A 16,608-nucleotide genomic window follows, 5' to 3' on the forward strand; every position below is an offset into this window, starting at 1 on the left:
TCTTTTGTCCGGATCCCGCCATTGCCCCGTCTTCCGCATGGGGGCCGCCATCGCGGCCGTGTGGAGGGCATGATGAAGCAAGTGTTCGGATCATCCTTGTTGAGCCTGAGCGTGGCGATCGCGGCCGGTGTTGCGGCTGTACCGGCCAGCGCCCAGGCGGTGGCGGCATTCGATAGCCAGACCGATTTCGCGATCGCGCCTGGCGATTTGCGGACAGGCCTGTCGGACTTTTCGCGCGCCACCGGCGTGCAGGTGGTGGTGCCGCCCGCAGCGGCCGTCGGCAAGCGTACGGCCGGCGTGAGCGGCCGGCATAGCGCGCGTCAGGCGCTCGCATTGATGCTGCGCGGCACCGGTCTCAAGCCTTCGGTGACCGGCGGGGTGGTGGTGCTCAAAGCGGGCCCTACGCGGCGCCGCGCGCCCGTTGAGGCCGCGGCACCGATCGCGACCGCGTCGTTGGGGATCGATCCGGCCGCCGGTGCGCCGGACGCACAGGAGGTCGTCGTGACCGGCTATCGCGCCAGCCTGCGTCTCGCGGAGGATTTCAAGCGGCGCGCGGTGGGATCGGAGGACGACATCCTCGCCCAGGACATCGCCGCCTTCCCCGATCTCAACCTCGCGGAATCGCTGCAGCGCGTACCTGGCGTGACGATCACGCGCGACAGCGGCGAAGGCCGCCAGATCACCTTGCGCGGCCTCGGTCCCGATTTCACCCGTACCCAACTGAACGGCATGGAAGTGCTCGGCAACACCGCGTCCGGCATGGACAATCGCGGCGGCGCGAGCCGTTCGCGCGCGTTCGATTTCAGCCTGTTCGCGTCGGAATTATTCAACCGTGTGTCGGTTCAGAAATCCTATGCCGCCGAGCAGGATGAAGGCGGCATTGCCGGCACCGTCCAGCTCTTCACCGCCAAGCCGTTCGACTATGCGGGCTCGAAGTTCGTGGTCTCCGCCAAGGGCCAATATAACGACAATACCAGCGGCGTGACCCCGCGCACCGTAGCGCTCGCCTCCGGCCGCTGGGGCGATTTCGGCGCGCTGATCTCTGCTGCCTATAGCGAGATCAAAAGCAACGAATATGGCTACCGCAACTGGGGCTGGAGCAAGGTCACCTACGGCGCCGCCAATATCGGGCCGAACATCGATCCCGCGACCCGCGCTTTGCTGCAGTCGGGAACGATCTTCGCGCCGACCGCCCAATCGCCATCGACCTGGTATACCGATCGCAAGCGCTTCGGCGTCACCTCCTCGTTGCAATATCACCCCGGCGATCGGTTCAAGATCGATGTCGATCTCCTCTATGGCCGGCTGTGGGACCATCGCGACGATTATGCGATCGCAAGCGCCGGCACCAATGCGCTGACGGGAAGCACGGTTACGGGCACCCAGATCATCCAGTCCGCGGTGATCGACGGCACGACGCTCCGCGCGGCCAGCTATACCGGCATCGATCAGCGCTCCGAACATCATGTCGTCCAGAACCACACCAATTTCTATCAGGGCGTGGCCAATGCAAGCTGGCAGGCGACCGACCGGCTGAAATTCACGGCCTTGGGCGGCTATGAGCAATCCGATTTCCGTCAGCCCGTGTTCGACAAGGTCTTCATGGAGGCCAAGAATATGGCCTTCAGCTTCGACACCCGCCCGACCCGGCCGGTCAACACCTATGGCGCCGACCTGACCGATCCGAACATCTGGTCGCTCCAGCGGCTCGACACGCAGGAAAATTCGATCACCAGCAAATATAGCAACGGCAAGCTGGAAGCGGCTTATGCCGCAAGCGACACGTCCACCTTCAAGGTCGGTGGCCAGTACAAACACTTCATCAACAGTGCGTATACGTACAACAACAAGGTCTTCCACAACGTCCCGGCCAACGTGCCGATTCCCAATGACCTCAAAGAGGTGATCGGCCGAAACTCGATCATCTCCTATATCGTCGGCAATATCGACGGCATCTATACGCTGATCGGCGACCCGCGCGATCTTACCGCCAAGAACCTCACTGCAGGCACCGATTACCGCGTCGATGAGGAGACGTGGAGCGGCTACGCGCAATATGATCTGGACACCTATCTCGGCGATATGCGGCTCCGCGCGAATGTCGGCGTGCGGTATTATTCGACCGATCTCACCTCATCGGGCCATCTCAGCGCGGTCGTCGGCGGAGTTACCACGCTCCAGCCAGTCTCGATCAAGACCAACAGTCATGGCTGGCTGCCCGCCGCCAATGTGGCGCTGGATGTGGCGAAGAATATGGTGGTGCGCCTCAGCGCCAACCGCAACGTCAACCGTCCGGGCCTGGGCGATCTCGCCGCGGCCGGGACGCTCACCACACGCCCCAACGGCGGCAGCGCGACCTTCGGCAACCCGTTCCTCAAGCCCTATAAGGCGACGTCGGTCGAGGGCTCGGTGGAATATTATATGGATCGCCACGGCTTCGCGTCACTGGCCTTCTTCTACAAACATATGGACAGCTTCGTCACGTCGTCCACGACGCAAATCCCCTACAGCCAGACGGGTCTGCCGCTATCGCTGCTGATCCAGGGCGAGGACGGCAACACGATTTTCGACGTCAGCCGCCCGGTCAACGGCCCCGGCGCCGACATCAAGGGGATCGAAGCGTCGCTCCAGCACGATTTCAACTTCCTGCCGGCCCCGTTCGACCATTTCGGCATCAACGTGAACGGGACCTATTTCGACGGCCACCAGCGCGTGATCTATAACCCCGGCGCCAGCCAGACGGTCGTGCGCCTGCCCTTGTTCAATCTGTCCAAATGGGCGGCCAACGCCACCATCTATTATGAGGACCAGGATTGGGGCGTGCGCGTGTCGGAAGCCTACCGCACCCGCTATCTGACGGCGGCGAACACGCTCGGCAATGTCGGCGACGGCATCAAGGCGACCAGCAACCTCGACTTCCAGGCGCATTACAACATCACCCCGCGGCTGCGCTTCGTCGTGGAAGGCATCAACCTCACCAATCAGCCGATCCGGCAATTCGCCTCCACCACCGAAAACCGGACCGAAGTCTACACGACCAGCGGCCGAACGTTCACCTTCGGCATAACGGCGGAGTTCTGATGAGGGGTGGCGGCGGGATCCGTTATCCCGCCGCCCCGCCTGCGGCTGAGATCTGGCCCTCAGGGGAGGCTCGCCTTCAGGCCGTCGATCACATATCGCGCCGCCAGCGCGGCGAGCAGCACGCCCAGGATACGCGTGATCATCAGGCGGTGTGGACGAAATGCTCGCCCTTCACTATGATCGAGGTGCTGCGCGCTCGGCTGTGGATGGCAGGAAGAACGGCCCCACCAGCAGCCCGAAAAGGAAGCCGCCGAGATGCGCTTCCCAGGCCAGACCGACCTTCGATCCGCTGCCCAGAAACATGACCCCAAGCAGCACGATCAGGAACAGGTTATCCTTGATCAGGCTCCAGTAGATCCGCAGCATGCGTCGCGAGCGCAGCGGTTGCAGGGCATCACCCTCAGCAGGCAGGCGCACCACCAGCCCGATCACGCCGTAGAGCGCGCCTGATGCGCCTATCATCGGCACCGTCCCGGCTGGATGGGCGAGCAGGTACAGCGCGGCGCCCATCACCCCGCTGCACAAGAACAGCGCCAGAAAGCGCAGCCAACTCTGCGGCACCAACCCGAGACGCGCGACAAGCGTGCCGCCGAACATCGACAGCAAAACCATATTCAACCACAGATGCATCAGGCCACCATGCGCGAACATGTGCAGCAGGATTGTCGCATAGCGGCCTTGCGCCAGTGCCAGCCCCGACACGCCCCAACGGCTCATCCCTTCCGGCAGGTGCACCAGCCAGGCCGCCACGCACATCGCGCCGATCAGCGCCGTGGGACCGTGCACCGTCCAGGGCAGTTGCGGGGCGGCCAAATCCGCCTCGCTTTTGCGCTGCTGCGCCACGGCGGCGAGGCCCCGTTCCTCCAGCAGTGCCAGATCGTCCCACAGCCGGTGCAGAATGTTGTGCGGTGCCGCTACCGTCACCCCATCCGGACGCGGCAGGAATTCGATATGTTGATGCGGCCAGGGCTCCCACCCTTGCTTGCCGGTAGCGCGCCACCGCCCGTCATGATCGGACCGGGCGTAACGGCCCTGCGCGTCGAGCAACGCCGCCAGCCTGTCCGCCTGCGCCCGCGAAATATCCAGCAAAGCGGGACGCAGGCGATATTGCTGCACCCACGCCAACAGCACCGCGCCGAGCAGGATCGGTTGCGAGAAAGCAAACGATCCCCACAACCATAGAATAAGCGCCAGGCCAGTGAGATTGAAGACGAGTTGGTAGAGGCTGTAGATCGGCAGGAGATCCCACCACGCACCCTGACGCGAACGGATTACCAGCGGCTGGGCGACGCCTTCCATCCGGTGACTTGTGCGTGGCGATATTGGGGTTGGCAATCCTTACCCGCGGGACACGCCTTCCCGATCAGGCGAAGCTCGCCTTCAGGCCGTCGATCACATATTGCGCCGCCAGCGCCGCCAGCAAGACGCCCAGGATGCGCGTGATCATCGCTTCCAATTTGTCGCCCAGCACGCGCATGATCGCGCCGGCGGCCAGTAGCGCGATCGCGCTGATGACCAACACGGCAGCAAGCGCGCTCAACACAATCGCCAATTGCAGGCCGTGATTGCGCGCGGTGACCAGCATGACCGTTGCGATTGATCCGGGACCGGCGAGCATCGGGATGGCCATGGGGAAGACCGAGATATCGTCCGGCTCCGTCAGCGCCTCCTGCGCGCGATGCCGATTAATCTCCTCCGCGCGCTCCTCGCGCCGTTCGGTGCGCTTCTCGAACACCATTTCCAGCGCGATCAGGAACACCATGATCCCGCCCGCAACGCGGAACGCATCCAGGCTGATGCCCAGCGTCTTGAGCAGCGGCTCGCCCACCAGCGCGAACAGGATCAGCACGATCGCAGCGAGCCCGACCGAGCGCAACGCCATCGACTTTCGATAGGACGTGCTGCCGCCGCGCGTCAGGCTGGCGAAGATCGGCGCGCAGCCTGGCGGATCGATGACCACGAAGAACGTCACGAAGGCCGAGAGGAAGAGCGAGATCACGGCCGCACCGCCGCGTCTGCCCGCATCATATGGCGTCTGGAGCGAGCGGCACGCCGGCATTGCGATACGCAGCGACAAGCGCGTTGCGCAGCAGGACCGCGATCGTCATCGGTCCGACGCCACCCGGAACGGGCGTGATGGCGCCGGCCACCTGGGAGACCGCGTCAAACGCGACATCCCCGACCAGCCGGGTCTTGCCCTCTCCTGCGTCGATCCGATTGATGCCGACGTCGATCACCGTCGCGCCCGGCTTGATCCAATCCGCCTGCACCATTTCCGGCCGCCCGACCGCCGCGACGACGATGTCGGCGCGGCGCACCACCGCCGGCAGATCGCGCGTCTTGGAATGGGCGATCGTCACCGTGCAGCTTTCGCCGAGCAGCAGTTGCGCCATCGGCTTGCCGACGATGTTGGACCGGCCGATGACCACCGCCTCCCTGCCCGCCAGCGTGCCAAGCTGCGTCTTCAGCATCATCAGGCAGCCTAAAGGCGTACAGGGCACAAAGCCTGGCAGCCCGGTCGCGAGTCGCCCGGCATTGACGGGATGGAAGCCATCCACATCCTTGTCGGGATCGATCGCGGCGATCACCGCATTCTCGTCGATCTGCTTCGGCAGCGGCAGCTGGACGAGGATGCCGTCGACGCTGTCATCGGCGTTCAACGCGCGGACCAGATCCAGCAATTCGTCCTGCGTCGTCTCGGCCGGCAGCCGAATCGTATCGCTCTTCATCCCCGCGGCCTCGGTCGCCACGCCCTTGGACCGGACATAGACCGCGCTGGCCGGATCTTCGCCCACCAGCACAACCGTAAGACCCGGCTTGCGCCCGGCGGCGGTCACGAAATCCGGCACCAACGCGGCGATACGCGCGCGCAGATCCTGTGCGGCAGCCTTGCCGTCTATGATGGTCGCGCTCACGACGTTGCGGAAATAGCGATGGCGGGAAGCACGGTGCGCAGCAGGATCTGAATGATCAGCAGAACCACCAGCGGCGAGAAATCGAGCGCGCCGAAATCGGGCATGATCCGCCGGATCGGCGCATAGAGCGGTTCGGTGATCCGACTCAGCCCATATAGCAGCTGCCGCACGAAATCATTGTGGGTGTTGACCACGTTGAAAGCCACCAGCCACGACAAAACCGCCTGAATGATGATGATCCACATCAGAACGGTGAGCAGCAGGGATATGATCTGGATGAGCGTGAGTATCAGCATGCCACTGTCCTAGCCGAGTGGGGCACTCAGCGCCACCCTCAGGCGCGCCGCACCAGCGTTCCCGCGCCCTGGCGCGTGAAGATTTCGATCAGCATCGCGTGCGGCACCCGACCATCGAGGATGACCGCCGCATCGACGCCGCCTTCGACCGCGTCGATGCAGGTCTGCAATTTGGGGATCATGCCGCCGTGAATCGTGCCGTCGGCCTGCAATCCGATAATGTCCGCCGGGGTTAGATCGCTCAGCAGCCGCTTATTCTTGTCCAGCACGCCCGGCACGTCGGTCAGCAGGAACAGGCGTTCCGCGCCGGTCGCGATGGCCAGCGCGCCGGCCATCGTATCGGCATTGATATTATAGGTCTGGCCGTCGGCACCCACGCCGATCGGCGCGACGACCGGGATCATGCCGGCCTTGCTGATCGTATCGAGGATGCGCGTATCGACGTCGTCCGGTTCGCCGACGAATCCCAGATCGTGCGCGCTCTGCACCTTGGTGGCCGTGACCAGCCGGCCATCTTTGCCGGAAATGCCGACCGCGCGTCCGCCCTCGGCCGCAATCCACGAGACGATCTCCTTATTGATCGCGCCGGACAGGACCATCTCCGCGACCTTCATCGTCGCCGCGTCGGTCACGCGCAGGCCATCGACGAACCGGCTTTCGATCCCCTGCGCCTTCAGCGCCGCGCCGATCTGCGGGCCGCCGCCATGGACCACGATCGGGTTGATGCCGACCGCCTTCAGCAGCACGATATCCTCGGCGAAATCCTCGGCCGCCTCGGCATCGCCCATGGCATGGCCGCCATATTTCACGACGAAGGTGCTGCCCGCGTAACGCTGCATATAAGGCAGCGCCTCGGCCAGCGTTTCGGCCTTGAACAGCAGAGCGGGATCGACGGAATGATCGGTCATGCGCGCGCCCTTAAGCGGGGGTGGCGCTGGCGTCCAGTTTTCGGCCGATCGCGACGAACAATGTGATCAACCAAGGCACCAGGATGATCGACAGCACCACCTTGGTCAGCATCTGTCCGCCCATCAGCGCCAGGATCGGCCGCTCGCCATAGAAAGAGATGGTGATGAAGATGAGCGTGTCGACGATCTGCGAAACCACGCTGGCAATCATGCCGCGCAGCCACAGCAACCGCCCCCCGTCCGTCGCGAGTTTGGAGAAGATCAGCACGTTGAGTGTCTGCGACGTGCCATAGGCGATCAGTCCCGCCAGCATCATGCGGGCGCCCTGCCCGACGACGATCGGAAAGGCTTCGATCGCCGGAGGATACATGGCGGCGTCGGTGGGCAGCGCGAGCACCAGCCGGATCAGCAAAGCCGCGACGATGAGGGGCAGGAAGCCCCAGCGCACCATCGCATCCGCGGTCTTGCGACCATGCAATTCGGATACCGCGCTGCCCATCACCACCAGCAGCAGGAACGAGAAGATGCCCGCTTCGACCGCCAAAGGCCCGAGCGCGACCTGCTTCACCCCCAGGATACCCGCGGTAGTGACCATGCCGCCGTAGAAGAGCGAGAAGACGAACAGAGAGCGGGGAATGGCCGGCGCGATCTTTTCCATCGCCCCATTGCCTAACGGGTGCCGCCGCCCTGTCACCAAAAAGTTGGACAATCGCGGCGCAGGTCACCGCGTCGGCACAGGCTCCGGCCCGGAATAATCGTAAAAACCACGCCCGGTCTTCCGGCCCAGCCAGCCGGCATCGACATATTTGACCAGCAGCGGCGCGGGCCGGAACTTGGGATCGCCCGTGCCTTCATGCAGCACACGCGCAATCTCCAGGCAGGTATCGAGGCCAATGAAATCAGCAAGCGTCAGCGGGCCCATCGGATGATTGAGACCCAGGCTGACGGCGGCATCGATATCGCGCACGCTCGCGACCCCTTCGCCCAGCGCGAAGATCGCCTCGTTCAGCATCGGCAGCAGGACGCGATTGACGATGAAGCCCGGCGCGTCATTGGCGTGAACCACCGTCTTGCCCAGGCTCTGCGCGAATGCCTCCACCCGCGCGACGGTATCGTTGGAAGTCGCAAGGCCGCGGATCAGCTCGATCGGCTTCATCACGGGCACCGGATTGAAGAAATGCACGCCCATGAATCGCGCCGCATCGGGCGCGACCTGCGCCAGGCGCGTGATCGGAATGGAAGAGGTATTACTGGCGAGGATAGCGTCCGGGCTCATGACCTTGCCGACGTCTGTAAAGATCGCGCGCTTGATCTGTTCGCGCTCGGTGGCCGCTTCGATCACGATCTCGGCCTCGCCAAAAGCGTCGTAATTGCCCTGCGGCGCGATCCGTGCCCCCGCCGCGTCGGCGTCAGCCGCGCTGATCTGCTCTTTCTCCGCCGCCCGGGCGAGTCGCTTGGCGATTCCCGCCTTGCCCTTCTCCGCCTGCTCGATGCCGACGTCGGACAGCAGCACGCGATAGCCCGCCTGGGCCGCGACCTGAGCAATGCCCGCGCCCATCTGTCCTGCGCCGATTACACCGATGGTTTTCATGCCGGTTCCATTCCGTTCTGACCCGCTCATCCTGAGGAGGCCTAAAGCTTGTCGACATGCCGTCTCGAAGGATCCGCTTCGATGGGCTTCGACGCGCTCAGCCTCTACTCAGCGTGAGCGGATTTGGGAATTGGCGGGTATCCTCACGGCGCGGTCGGTTCGGGCCGCGCCTCGGCCAGGATCAGCGAGAACATATCCTTGTCGTCGCTCCACTCGCGTAGCGGCGTCCAGCCACCCGCCGCCAGCAACTGGCGGGCGCTGCGGGGCGTATATTTGTGGCTATTCTCGGTGTGGATCGTCTCGTCCGCGCCCATTTCGAAATGGCGTCCGGCGATCATGAAGCTGACGTCGCGGGTCGCGGCCAAATGCATTTCGATCCGCGACCAGGTGTCGTTCCAGATCGCGCGATGCTTGAAGGCGTCGAGCGGTATGTCCCCGTCCAGCTCGCGGTTGATCCGCTGCAGCAGGTTCAGATTGAACGCCGCCGTCACCCCGGCCGAATCGTCATAGGCACGGGTCAGGATGTCCGTGTCCTTCACCCGATCCATGCCGATCAGCAGCATCGCCCCGATGCCCATCGTCTCGATCATGTCGCGCAGCAGGTTCACGCCCGAGCGCGGCACGAGATTGCCGATGGTCGATCCCGGGAAGAAGCCAAGCTTCGGCAGGTCCGCAATCTCGTCCGGCAGCGCCACCGGCTGCATGAAATTGGCTTCGACCGGTAGCACCGACAGATCGGGAAAGCGACCGGACAGGCCGGCCGCGGCTTCGCGCAGGAAGTCGCCCGATATGTCGATCGGCACATAGGCCGAGGCATCGACATGGGTCAGCAAAAGCGGGGTTTTGACGGACGAGCCCGATCCGAATTCCACCACGGCACGCCCCGGACCGGCAATGCGGCCGACATCCAGGCTATGCGCCGCAAGCAGGCCGCTTTCGGTGCGCGTCGGATAATATTCCGGGAGCACCGTAATCTCTTCGAACAATTCGGAGCCGCGTCGATCGTAGAACCAGCGGGCGGGGATGGCTTTCTTGCGCTGCGACAATCCATCGATCACGTCCGCGAGAAACGCGGGATCCGCCTCCACCGGCGGGCGCAGATCGCGCTCCTGCACCATCGTTTCTGCTTGGGGCATTATAAGTCTTTCGCGAGCCGCACACCGGTGAATTGCCAGCGCTGCCATGGATAGAAGAAGTTACGATAGGACGCGCGGCTATGCCCGCGCGGCGTGGCGCAGCTGGCGCCCTTCAGCACCGACTGCCCGCTCATGAACTTGCCATTATATTCGCCAACCGCACCCTCGACCGGCTGGAAGCCGGGATAAGGCAGGAAGGCGCTGGCGGTCCATTGCCACACGTCACCGAACATCTGTCCGGGCGAATTGCTCCAGTGGGCCGCGCGCGGACGGACCGGGCCGGCGGCATCCAGCTGGGTTCCCGCGGCGGGATCCAGCCCCTCGGCAGCGCTTTCCCATTCGGCTTCGGTCGGAAGGCGCGCGCCGGCCCAGCGGGCATATGCGTCCGCCTCATAATAGCTGATATGCGTCACCGGCGCGGCGGGATGGACGGGGTGGAGCCCGTCCAGCGCGAACGCCATCCACGTGCCCTCGCCCTGGCGCCAATATAACGGCGCATCGATCGCCTCGCGCTTCACCCACGCCCAGCCGTCCGAAAGCCAGAATTCCGGACGGCTATAGCCGCCGTCAGCGATGAATTCCTGCCATTCGGCATTGGTCACTGGCCGATCCGCGAGCGCGTGGGGCGCCAGGAAGACGCGATGGCGCGGACCTTCGGCATCGAAGGCGAAATTGTCGCCGGCATGGCCGATCTCGACGATGCCGGTGCGGCCCTCCTTCCAGCCGAGCGTGTCCGGCATCGGCACCGGCTGGTTGCGAGGGCGATCCCACACTGTGGGATCCAGCGGGTTGGCGGCAAAGCTGGCCAGAAGATCGGTCAGCATCAATTCCTGATGCTGCTGTTCATGATGAATTCCCAGCCGGATCAGATCCAGCGCGACCGGCGGGAGCGAGGGCAAAGCGGAATGTATCGCGGCATCGACGGCCACCCGCCATGCCCGGATCTCGTCGAGGCTCGGTCGTGCCAACATGCCGCGCCGATCCCGCGCGTGGCGTGCGCCCTCGGCCTCGTAATAGCTGTTGAACAGGAAGGCATAGCGCGGATCATAGGGCCGATGCCCGGCCACATGATCGCGCAAGACAAAGGTTTCGAGGAACCAGGTCGTATGCGCCAGGTGCCATTTTGCCGGTGAGGCATCGGCATAAGGCTGGATCGTCGCGTCCGCGTCCGACAAGGGTGCGGCGATCGCCACCGAAAGATTGCGTGTCTTTCTGAACGCGTCGCCCAACGCATATGCGTCGGCGACCTCCTGAGCGCGCGCGGCCATGGCGATGCCCTTCACCCGGCACCGACGTGGCGCCTAATTCCTGTTAAATCGTTACGATAACGCCCCAATCAACCCCGCGTTGCGCCCGGCTTCCACAATATGTCGCCGCCCGCCTGGGCGTTCAGCAGCCGGGACAGGACGAAGAGATGGTCCGACAGGCGATTGATATAGGCGAGCGCCTGCGGATTGAGCGCGATCTCCGCGCCCGCCTCGACAGCCGTCCGCTCGGCACGGCGCGTGATGGCCCGCGCGAGGTGCAGTTGCGCGGCGGCGGGAAGGCCGCCGGGAAGAATGAAGGAGGTCAGCTCCGACAGCGCCTCGTTCATCCGGTCAATCTCATGCTCCAGCCGCGCGACTTGCGCCTCGGTGATGCGCAAGACCATCTCCGACGGCGTGAAATCGTCGCCCGGCGTGGCGAGATCCGCGCCGAGATCGAACATTTCATTCTGGATGCGCCCCAGCATCTCCCGCTCCGGGCCCGCGCTCAGGCTGGCTGCGGCGATACCGATCGCGCAATTGGCCTCGTCGACATCGCCGATCGCGGCAATGCGCAGCGACGCCTTGCTGACGCGCGATCCGTCGACCAGGCCGGTGCTGCCGGCGTCGCCGGTGCGCGTGTAGATCCGGTTGAGCTTGACCATGAGCTCAGCCCGCGTGGCCGCGGGCGATCATCAGGAACAGCGCTGCCAGCACAACGGCCACCGCCTGGAACTGGATGCGCCGCCACATCATTCGATTCTGTTGCAGACCGGATCGGCTGACGCCCTGCCCATTCACCTCGGCGTGATTGGCCTTGAGCATCACGATCACGCCCCGCACGATCGAGACGAGCGCGCCGATCGCGCACAGGATGATGAGAATGAAGAGAAAGGTTTGCATGGTCATACAGCCTATCTAGGCCTTGCCGAACCCAACGCCAATGGGGACTTGGCCGGCGCGAAGCGACGCCAGCAATTGTGCGGGATCGGCCCCTGCCCCGCGGAGCGATGCCAGCGGCGTGGCGCCATTGCGCTTGGCGAGGCGCTTGCCATCCGGGCCGATCAGCAGGGAATGATGATGATAGGCCGGGGTGGGCAGGTTCAACAGGGCCTGGAGCAAGCGGTGGACATGCGTCGCGGCGAACAGATCGACCCCACGCACGACATCCGTCACCCCTTGCGCGGCATCATCCACCACCACTGCCAGGTGATAGGATGTCGGCGTTTCCTTGCGGGCCAGCACGACATCGCCTTGCGGCAGCGGATCGGCATCGACCCAGCCGGCAGCGGCATCCTGCCAGCATAAGGGCGTAGCCGAAACCGCGTCTCTCGCCGTCGCCCCGGCGGAGGCCGGGGCCGCTGGAGGGCTGGAGGTGAGCGTTTCGTATAATCCTCTTGCGGCCCCGGCCTCCGCCGGGGCGACGGCACGCGCCAAGGCCTTCTCTATATCCAGCCGCCAACAATGCGGTTGGGCGATCCGGCGGGCGCGTTCTCGATCGGTGAGCCTCCGGCAGGTTCCGGGATAGACCGGGCCCTCGTCCCCATGGGGTGCCGTGGCGCTGGCGACGACCTCCGCCCGGGTGCAAAAGCAAGGATAGACCAGATCCAGCGCCTTCAGTCGTTCCAGCTTCGCGGCGTAGAGCGGCAGCCGCTGCGATTGGCGCAAGACCGGCCCGTCCCAGGCCAGGCCCAGCCAGCGCAGATCCTCTTCGATCCCCGCGACGAACGCCTCCCGGCTACGCGTACCGTCAATATCTTCGATCCGCAGCAGGAAGCGCCCCCCGGCGTTACGGGCAAGGTCATGCGCCTGCACGGCCGAGTAAGCATGGCCCAGGTGCAACCTGCCCGTGGGGCTCGGCGCGAAACGGGAAATGCGCAAAGTCATTGCCTCTCGCAAAAACGGCGCTTGACCGCGAGTCGCGACAATGGTGTCATGCTTCCGTCACGCTGCTCTGGCAGGCGGCAAGACGACGGAGACGCAGCGGCAATCAGCCTCTTGCCTCCCGAGTGCGACGGGACCGAGTGACGATCCTGGCCGATGCGCTCCGCCGACGCGGAGGGCTTGGTCGTTCCATGTATCATCCTGATCTTATTCGGCATCCGGACTCTTGTCCTACTCTGGTCTTGAACGCGGATTATACGCCGCTGTCTTATTACCCGCTGTCCATCTGGCCGTGGCAAACCGCAATCAAGGCGGTCTTCCTCGATCGGGTGGCCATCGTCTCGCATTACGAACGCGAGGTAAGAAGCCCGACGCACACATTGAAGCTGCCGTCGGTCATCGCGCTCAAGCAATATGTGCGGCCATCGGCGCACCCCGCCTTCACCCGGTTCAACCTGTTCCTGCGGGATCGCTTCTCCTGCCAATATTGCGGCTCGCTCAGCGATCTCACCTTCGATCACGTCATCCCCCGCGCGCAAGGCGGACGGACGACGTGGGAGAATGTCTCGACCGCCTGCGCGCCTTGCAATCTGCACAAGGGCGGGCGGACGCCCCGCCAGGCGGGCATGCGCCTGGACGAACTGCCCTATCGGCCCACATCCTGGCAGCTGCAGGAGAATGGCCGCAGCTTCCCGCCAAACTATCTGCACGACTCCTGGCGCGACTGGCTTTACTGGGACATCGAATTGGAGGCTTAGGACTCGCATCCAGCCATCCGTTCGTCCCGAGTAGGCGTCGAGTAGCTGCGCAGCAGCGTAGCGAGACGGCATATCGAGGGATGTCTCGATACGGTTCTCGACAAGCTCGGACCTACTCGACACGAACGGATAGAGGAGAGCGCCTGGGTGTCCGTCATTCGATGGAGTTGGCCGTGGCCGCCGGAAGCGCATTTCAATGGGACGATCCGCTGTTGCTGGAAGATCAGCTCGGCGAGGAAGAAAAGATGATCCGCGACACCGCGCGCGGCTATGCGCAGGATCGCCTCGCGCCGCGCGTGCAGGAAGCCTATGCCAACGAGCATACCGATCGCGCGATCTTCGACGAGATGGGTGAACTCGGCCTGCTCGGAGTGACCTTGCCCGAACAATATGGCGGCGTCGGCGCCTCTTATGTCAGTTACGGCCTGGTCGCGCGCGAGATCGAACGCGTCGATTCCGGCTATCGCTCGATGATGAGCGTCCAGTCCTCGCTCGTCATGTACCCGATCCATGCTTATGGCTCGGACGCGCAACGCGAGCGTTGGCTACCCAAGCTGGCGTCCGGCGCCACGATCGGCTGTTTTGGTCTGACCGAGCCCGAAGCGGGCTCCGATCCGGGCGGCATGCGCACCCGCGCCGAGAAGATCGACGGCGGCTACCGCCTGACCGGCGAAAAGATCTGGATCACCAATTCGCCGATCGCGGACATCTTCGTGATCTGGGCGAAGTCCGACGCGCATGACGGCAAGATCCGCGGCTTCGTGCTCGAAAAGGGCATGAAGGGCCTGAGCGCGCCCAAGATCGAGGGCAAACTTTCGCTCCGTGCGTCCATCACCGGCGGGATCGTGATGGAGGGTGTCGAGGTTTCGGAAGATCATCTCCTCCCAAATGCCCAGGGCCTGGGCGGGCCGTTCGGCTGCCTCAACCGCGCGCGCTACGGCATTGGCTGGGGCGTGATGGGTGCGGCCGAGGATTGCTGGCATCGCGCTCGCCAATATACGCTCGACCGGCGTCAGTTCGGCCGGCCGCTCGCAGCGACCCAGCTCGTCCAGAAGAAACTGGCCGACATGCAGACCGAGATCGCGCTGGGCCTCCAGGCGGCGCTGCGCGTCGGGCGACTGTTCGACGAAGGCAAGATGGCGCCCGAGATGATCAGCCTGATCAAGCGCAACAATTGCGGCAAGGCGCTAGATATTGCGCGGATGGCGCGCGACATGCACGGCGGCAACGGCATCACCGGCGAATATCATGTTATCCGCCATGCCCAGAACCTCGAGACGGTGAACACCTATGAGGGCACGCATGACGTGCATGCGCTGATCCTGGGACGCGCGCAGACCGGGTTGCAGGCGTTCGGATGATGGCGGACGATCCCTTCGCCTTGTTCGAAACCTGGTACGCCGAAGCGCGCGAAGCCGAGCTCAACGATTCCAATGCCATGACCGTGTCGAGCGTTGGCGCGGACGGCCAGCCGTCATCGCGCATGGTGCTGCTGAAGGGCCATGATGCGCGCGGCTTCGTCTTCTACACCAACCTCCAGAGCCGTAAGGCGCGCGAGCTGATCGATCGCCCCAAGGCCGCCTTGCTGTTTCACTGGAAATCGCTGCGGCGGCAGATCCGGATCGAGGGGCCGGTCGACGAAGTGTCCCAGGACGAAGCGGATGCCTATTTCGCGACGCGCGGCCGGGATTCGCAACTCGGCGCCTGGGCGTCCGATCAGTCGCAGCCCTTGCCGTCGCGCGACGTCTTCGAGGCGCGTTTCGCCGAAATCCAGACCCGTTTCGACGGGCAGGACGTTCCGCGTCCGCCCCATTGGTCAGGCTTTCGTGTTGACCCTCAGACGATCGAATTCTGGCAGGATCGACCGCATCGCCTGCACGAGCGCCGCCTGTTCACGCGCGTGGCCGACGGCTGGGAAGAAGGATTGCTCTACCCATGACCACATTGCCCTTCACCCAGGTCGACGCCTTTGCCGACCACGCCTTTCGGGGAAATCCGGCGGCGGTCATGCCGCTGGAGGCGTGGCTCGACGACGCGACGCTCCAGGCCATTGCCGCGGAAAACAACCTGTCGGAAACCGCTTTCACTATTCCCGTCACGGGCGATGTCGATTTCGAACTACGCTGGTTCACGCCGACCAAGGAAGTCGCGCTGTGCGGGCACGCGACGCTCGCGTCCGCCCATGTGCTGATCGGCGACCGGGAGGAAATTCGCTTTCGCACCCGCCAGGCCGGCATCCTGACGATCCGGCGCGATGGCGACGGCTACGCCATGTCGCTGCCTGCCTGGAAGCCGGATCCAAAGCCGATGCCGGAGATCGCCCATGCCCTGGGGCCGGTGCCGATCGAAACCTTGTGGCACACGGGCGGCTATTCGGTGCTCGTCTATGAAGACGAAGCGACCGTTCGTGGCCTCAGCCCGGATTTCGCAGCGCTACGTCCGGCCGGCGATGTCCTGTATATCGCGACGGCGCGCGGGCAGACTGCCGACATCGTCAGCCGCGCCTTCGCACCCGGCGCCGGTATCGACGAGGATCCGGTTACCGGTTCGGCGCATGCCGTGATCGCGCCCTATTGGGCCGAGAAGCTCGGCCGCACCCATTTCACCGCCTTCCAGGCGTCTGCGCGCGGCGGCCACCTGAGCTGCACGATAGAGGGCGATCGGGTCATCCTTGGCGGCAAATGCGTAACAGTGATTGAGGGCCGGTTTACGCTGTAACCGCCGCCGCAGCGGAGGCCGAGCCCGCTACCGCTGTTCGCCCTGCCTCAGGCACTCCCGGCTTGCGCCAGGGCGAC

Annotated in this window: 17 protein-coding genes and 1 pseudogene; 5 read left to right on the plus strand and 13 right to left on the minus strand. The window is 64.4% G+C overall.

All coding sequences use genetic code 11. From position 1 onward, the window contains the following. The first annotated feature begins 69 nt into the window (after positions 1-69). Positions 70-3,081 carry a TonB-dependent receptor gene (locus ACSBM8_RS18120; RefSeq protein ID WP_442679387.1) on the plus strand — a complete coding sequence of 1,004 codons (3,012 nt, stop codon included), beginning with the start codon at positions 70-72 and terminating at the stop codon, positions 3,079-3,081. Positions 3,082-3,140: 59 nt separating this feature from the next. Here ACSBM8_RS18120 and ACSBM8_RS18125 read toward each other — a convergent pair. The 13 genes and pseudogenes from ACSBM8_RS18125 to ACSBM8_RS18185 all read right to left on the minus strand — a co-directional run. After that, positions 3,141-3,224 (minus strand): annotated as a pseudogene (locus ACSBM8_RS18125) (MarC family protein); the annotation flags it as partial. Between the two features lie 31 nt (positions 3,225-3,255). Continuing rightward, positions 3,256-4,380 (minus strand): rhomboid family intramembrane serine protease, encoded by a 1,125-nt coding sequence (locus ACSBM8_RS18130; protein WP_442679388.1) that lies wholly within the window; start codon positions 4,378-4,380, stop codon positions 3,256-3,258. A gap of 64 nt (positions 4,381-4,444) precedes the next feature. Further along, positions 4,445-5,080 carry a MarC family protein gene (locus ACSBM8_RS18135; protein ID WP_442679389.1) on the minus strand — a complete coding sequence of 212 codons (636 nt, stop codon included), beginning with the start codon at positions 5,078-5,080 and terminating at the stop codon, positions 4,445-4,447. Between the two features lie 25 nt (positions 5,081-5,105). Then, on the minus strand, positions 5,106-5,996 hold the full coding sequence (gene folD, locus ACSBM8_RS18140) for a bifunctional methylenetetrahydrofolate dehydrogenase/methenyltetrahydrofolate cyclohydrolase FolD (protein WP_442679390.1): 891 nt from the start codon (positions 5,994-5,996) through the stop codon (positions 5,106-5,108). After that, a complete protein-coding gene (locus ACSBM8_RS18145; RefSeq protein WP_442679391.1) occupies positions 5,993-6,292 on the minus strand; it encodes a YggT family protein in 300 nt (99 codons plus the stop codon). The genes folD and ACSBM8_RS18145 overlap by 4 nt, the downstream gene beginning before the upstream one ends. Positions 6,293-6,330: 38 nt before the next feature. Further along, on the minus strand, positions 6,331-7,200 hold the full coding sequence (gene argB / locus ACSBM8_RS18150) for an acetylglutamate kinase (protein WP_442679392.1): 870 nt from the start codon (positions 7,198-7,200) through the stop codon (positions 6,331-6,333). A gap of 10 nt (positions 7,201-7,210) precedes the next feature. Further along, positions 7,211-7,858, minus strand: a complete 648-nt coding sequence (locus ACSBM8_RS18155; protein WP_442679393.1) for a queuosine precursor transporter — start codon at positions 7,856-7,858, stop codon at positions 7,211-7,213. Between the two features lie 63 nt (positions 7,859-7,921). Beyond that, the gene (locus tag ACSBM8_RS18160) at positions 7,922-8,791 is read right to left on the minus strand and encodes a 3-hydroxybutyryl-CoA dehydrogenase (protein WP_442679394.1); all 870 of its coding nucleotides are present in this window, start codon (positions 8,789-8,791) and stop codon (positions 7,922-7,924) included. 143 nt (positions 8,792-8,934) lie between these two features. Further along, a complete protein-coding gene (egtD, locus tag ACSBM8_RS18165; protein WP_442679395.1) occupies positions 8,935-9,927 on the minus strand; it encodes an L-histidine N(alpha)-methyltransferase in 993 nt (330 codons plus the stop codon). Continuing rightward, entirely contained in the window at positions 9,927-11,195 is a 1,269-nt protein-coding gene (gene egtB, locus ACSBM8_RS18170; protein WP_442679396.1) for an ergothioneine biosynthesis protein EgtB, read from the minus strand. The genes egtD and egtB overlap by 1 nt, the downstream gene beginning before the upstream one ends. 68 nt (positions 11,196-11,263) lie before the next feature. Further along, positions 11,264-11,836, minus strand: coding sequence for a cob(I)yrinic acid a,c-diamide adenosyltransferase (locus tag ACSBM8_RS18175; RefSeq protein WP_442679397.1), 573 nt, complete (start codon positions 11,834-11,836; stop codon positions 11,264-11,266). A gap of 4 nt (positions 11,837-11,840) precedes the next feature. Continuing rightward, positions 11,841-12,080, minus strand: a complete 240-nt coding sequence (locus ACSBM8_RS18180) for a hypothetical protein (RefSeq protein WP_442679398.1) — start codon at positions 12,078-12,080, stop codon at positions 11,841-11,843. A 9-nt stretch (positions 12,081-12,089) separates the two neighbouring features. Beyond that, positions 12,090-13,058, minus strand: coding sequence for a glutamyl-Q tRNA(Asp) synthetase (locus ACSBM8_RS18185; protein WP_442679399.1), 969 nt, complete (start codon positions 13,056-13,058; stop codon positions 12,090-12,092). Positions 13,059-13,246: 188 nt separating this feature from the next. On the opposite strand from ACSBM8_RS18185, the gene ACSBM8_RS18190 reads away from it, so the two are divergent. The 4 genes from ACSBM8_RS18190 to ACSBM8_RS18205 all read left to right on the plus strand — a co-directional run bounded on the left by ACSBM8_RS18190 (position 13,247) and on the right by ACSBM8_RS18205 (position 16,531). Beyond that, positions 13,247-13,813 carry an HNH endonuclease gene (locus ACSBM8_RS18190; protein WP_442679400.1) on the plus strand — a complete coding sequence of 189 codons (567 nt, stop codon included), beginning with the start codon at positions 13,247-13,249 and terminating at the stop codon, positions 13,811-13,813. 173 nt (positions 13,814-13,986) lie between these two features. Further along, positions 13,987-15,174 (plus strand): acyl-CoA dehydrogenase, encoded by a 1,188-nt coding sequence (locus ACSBM8_RS18195; protein WP_442679401.1) that lies wholly within the window; start codon positions 13,987-13,989, stop codon positions 15,172-15,174. Next, positions 15,174-15,752 carry a pyridoxamine 5'-phosphate oxidase gene (gene pdxH, locus ACSBM8_RS18200; RefSeq protein WP_442681637.1) on the plus strand — a complete coding sequence of 193 codons (579 nt, stop codon included), beginning with the start codon at positions 15,174-15,176 and terminating at the stop codon, positions 15,750-15,752. The genes ACSBM8_RS18195 and pdxH overlap by 1 nt, the downstream gene beginning before the upstream one ends. Continuing rightward, entirely contained in the window at positions 15,749-16,531 is a 783-nt protein-coding gene (locus ACSBM8_RS18205) for a PhzF family phenazine biosynthesis protein (protein ID WP_442679402.1), read from the plus strand. Before pdxH ends, ACSBM8_RS18205 begins: the two co-directional genes overlap by 4 nt. Positions 16,532-16,608: the final 77 nt, after the last annotated feature.

It is taken from the genome of Sphingomonas sp. ASY06-1R (assembly GCF_052180265.1).
GTDB lineage: Bacteria > Pseudomonadota > Alphaproteobacteria > Sphingomonadales > Sphingomonadaceae > Sphingomonas_I.

What these genes read in the sequence shown, in the direction of transcription:
- ACSBM8_RS18120 (WP_442679387.1), top strand. Translation starts at nt 70, where the DNA reads ATGATGAAGCAAGTGTTCGGATCATCCTTGTTGAGCCTGAGCGTGGCG.
- ACSBM8_RS18130 (WP_442679388.1), bottom strand. Translation starts at nt 4,380, where the DNA reads ATGGAAGGCGTCGCCCAGCCGCTGGTAATCCGTTCGCGTCAGGGTGCG.
- ACSBM8_RS18145 (WP_442679391.1), bottom strand. Translation starts at nt 6,292, where the DNA reads ATGCTGATACTCACGCTCATCCAGATCATATCCCTGCTGCTCACCGTT.
- argB (WP_442679392.1), bottom strand. Translation starts at nt 7,200, where the DNA reads ATGACCGATCATTCCGTCGATCCCGCTCTGCTGTTCAAGGCCGAAACG.
- ACSBM8_RS18155 (WP_442679393.1), bottom strand. Translation starts at nt 7,858, where the DNA reads ATGGAAAAGATCGCGCCGGCCATTCCCCGCTCTCTGTTCGTCTTCTCG.
- ACSBM8_RS18160 (WP_442679394.1), bottom strand. Translation starts at nt 8,791, where the DNA reads ATGAAAACCATCGGTGTAATCGGCGCAGGACAGATGGGCGCGGGCATT.
- egtD (WP_442679395.1), bottom strand. Translation starts at nt 9,927, where the DNA reads ATGCCCCAAGCAGAAACGATGGTGCAGGAGCGCGATCTGCGCCCGCCG.
- egtB (WP_442679396.1), bottom strand. Translation starts at nt 11,195, where the DNA reads ATGGCCGCGCGCGCTCAGGAGGTCGCCGACGCATATGCGTTGGGCGAC.
- ACSBM8_RS18175 (WP_442679397.1), bottom strand. Translation starts at nt 11,836, where the DNA reads ATGGTCAAGCTCAACCGGATCTACACGCGCACCGGCGACGCCGGCAGC.
- ACSBM8_RS18180 (WP_442679398.1), bottom strand. Translation starts at nt 12,080, where the DNA reads ATGACCATGCAAACCTTTCTCTTCATTCTCATCATCCTGTGCGCGATC.
- ACSBM8_RS18185 (WP_442679399.1), bottom strand. Translation starts at nt 13,058, where the DNA reads ATGACTTTGCGCATTTCCCGTTTCGCGCCGAGCCCCACGGGCAGGTTG.
- ACSBM8_RS18190 (WP_442679400.1), top strand. Translation starts at nt 13,247, where the DNA reads ATGTATCATCCTGATCTTATTCGGCATCCGGACTCTTGTCCTACTCTG.
- pdxH (WP_442681637.1), top strand. Translation starts at nt 15,174, where the DNA reads ATGGCGGACGATCCCTTCGCCTTGTTCGAAACCTGGTACGCCGAAGCG.
- ACSBM8_RS18205 (WP_442679402.1), top strand. Translation starts at nt 15,749, where the DNA reads ATGACCACATTGCCCTTCACCCAGGTCGACGCCTTTGCCGACCACGCC.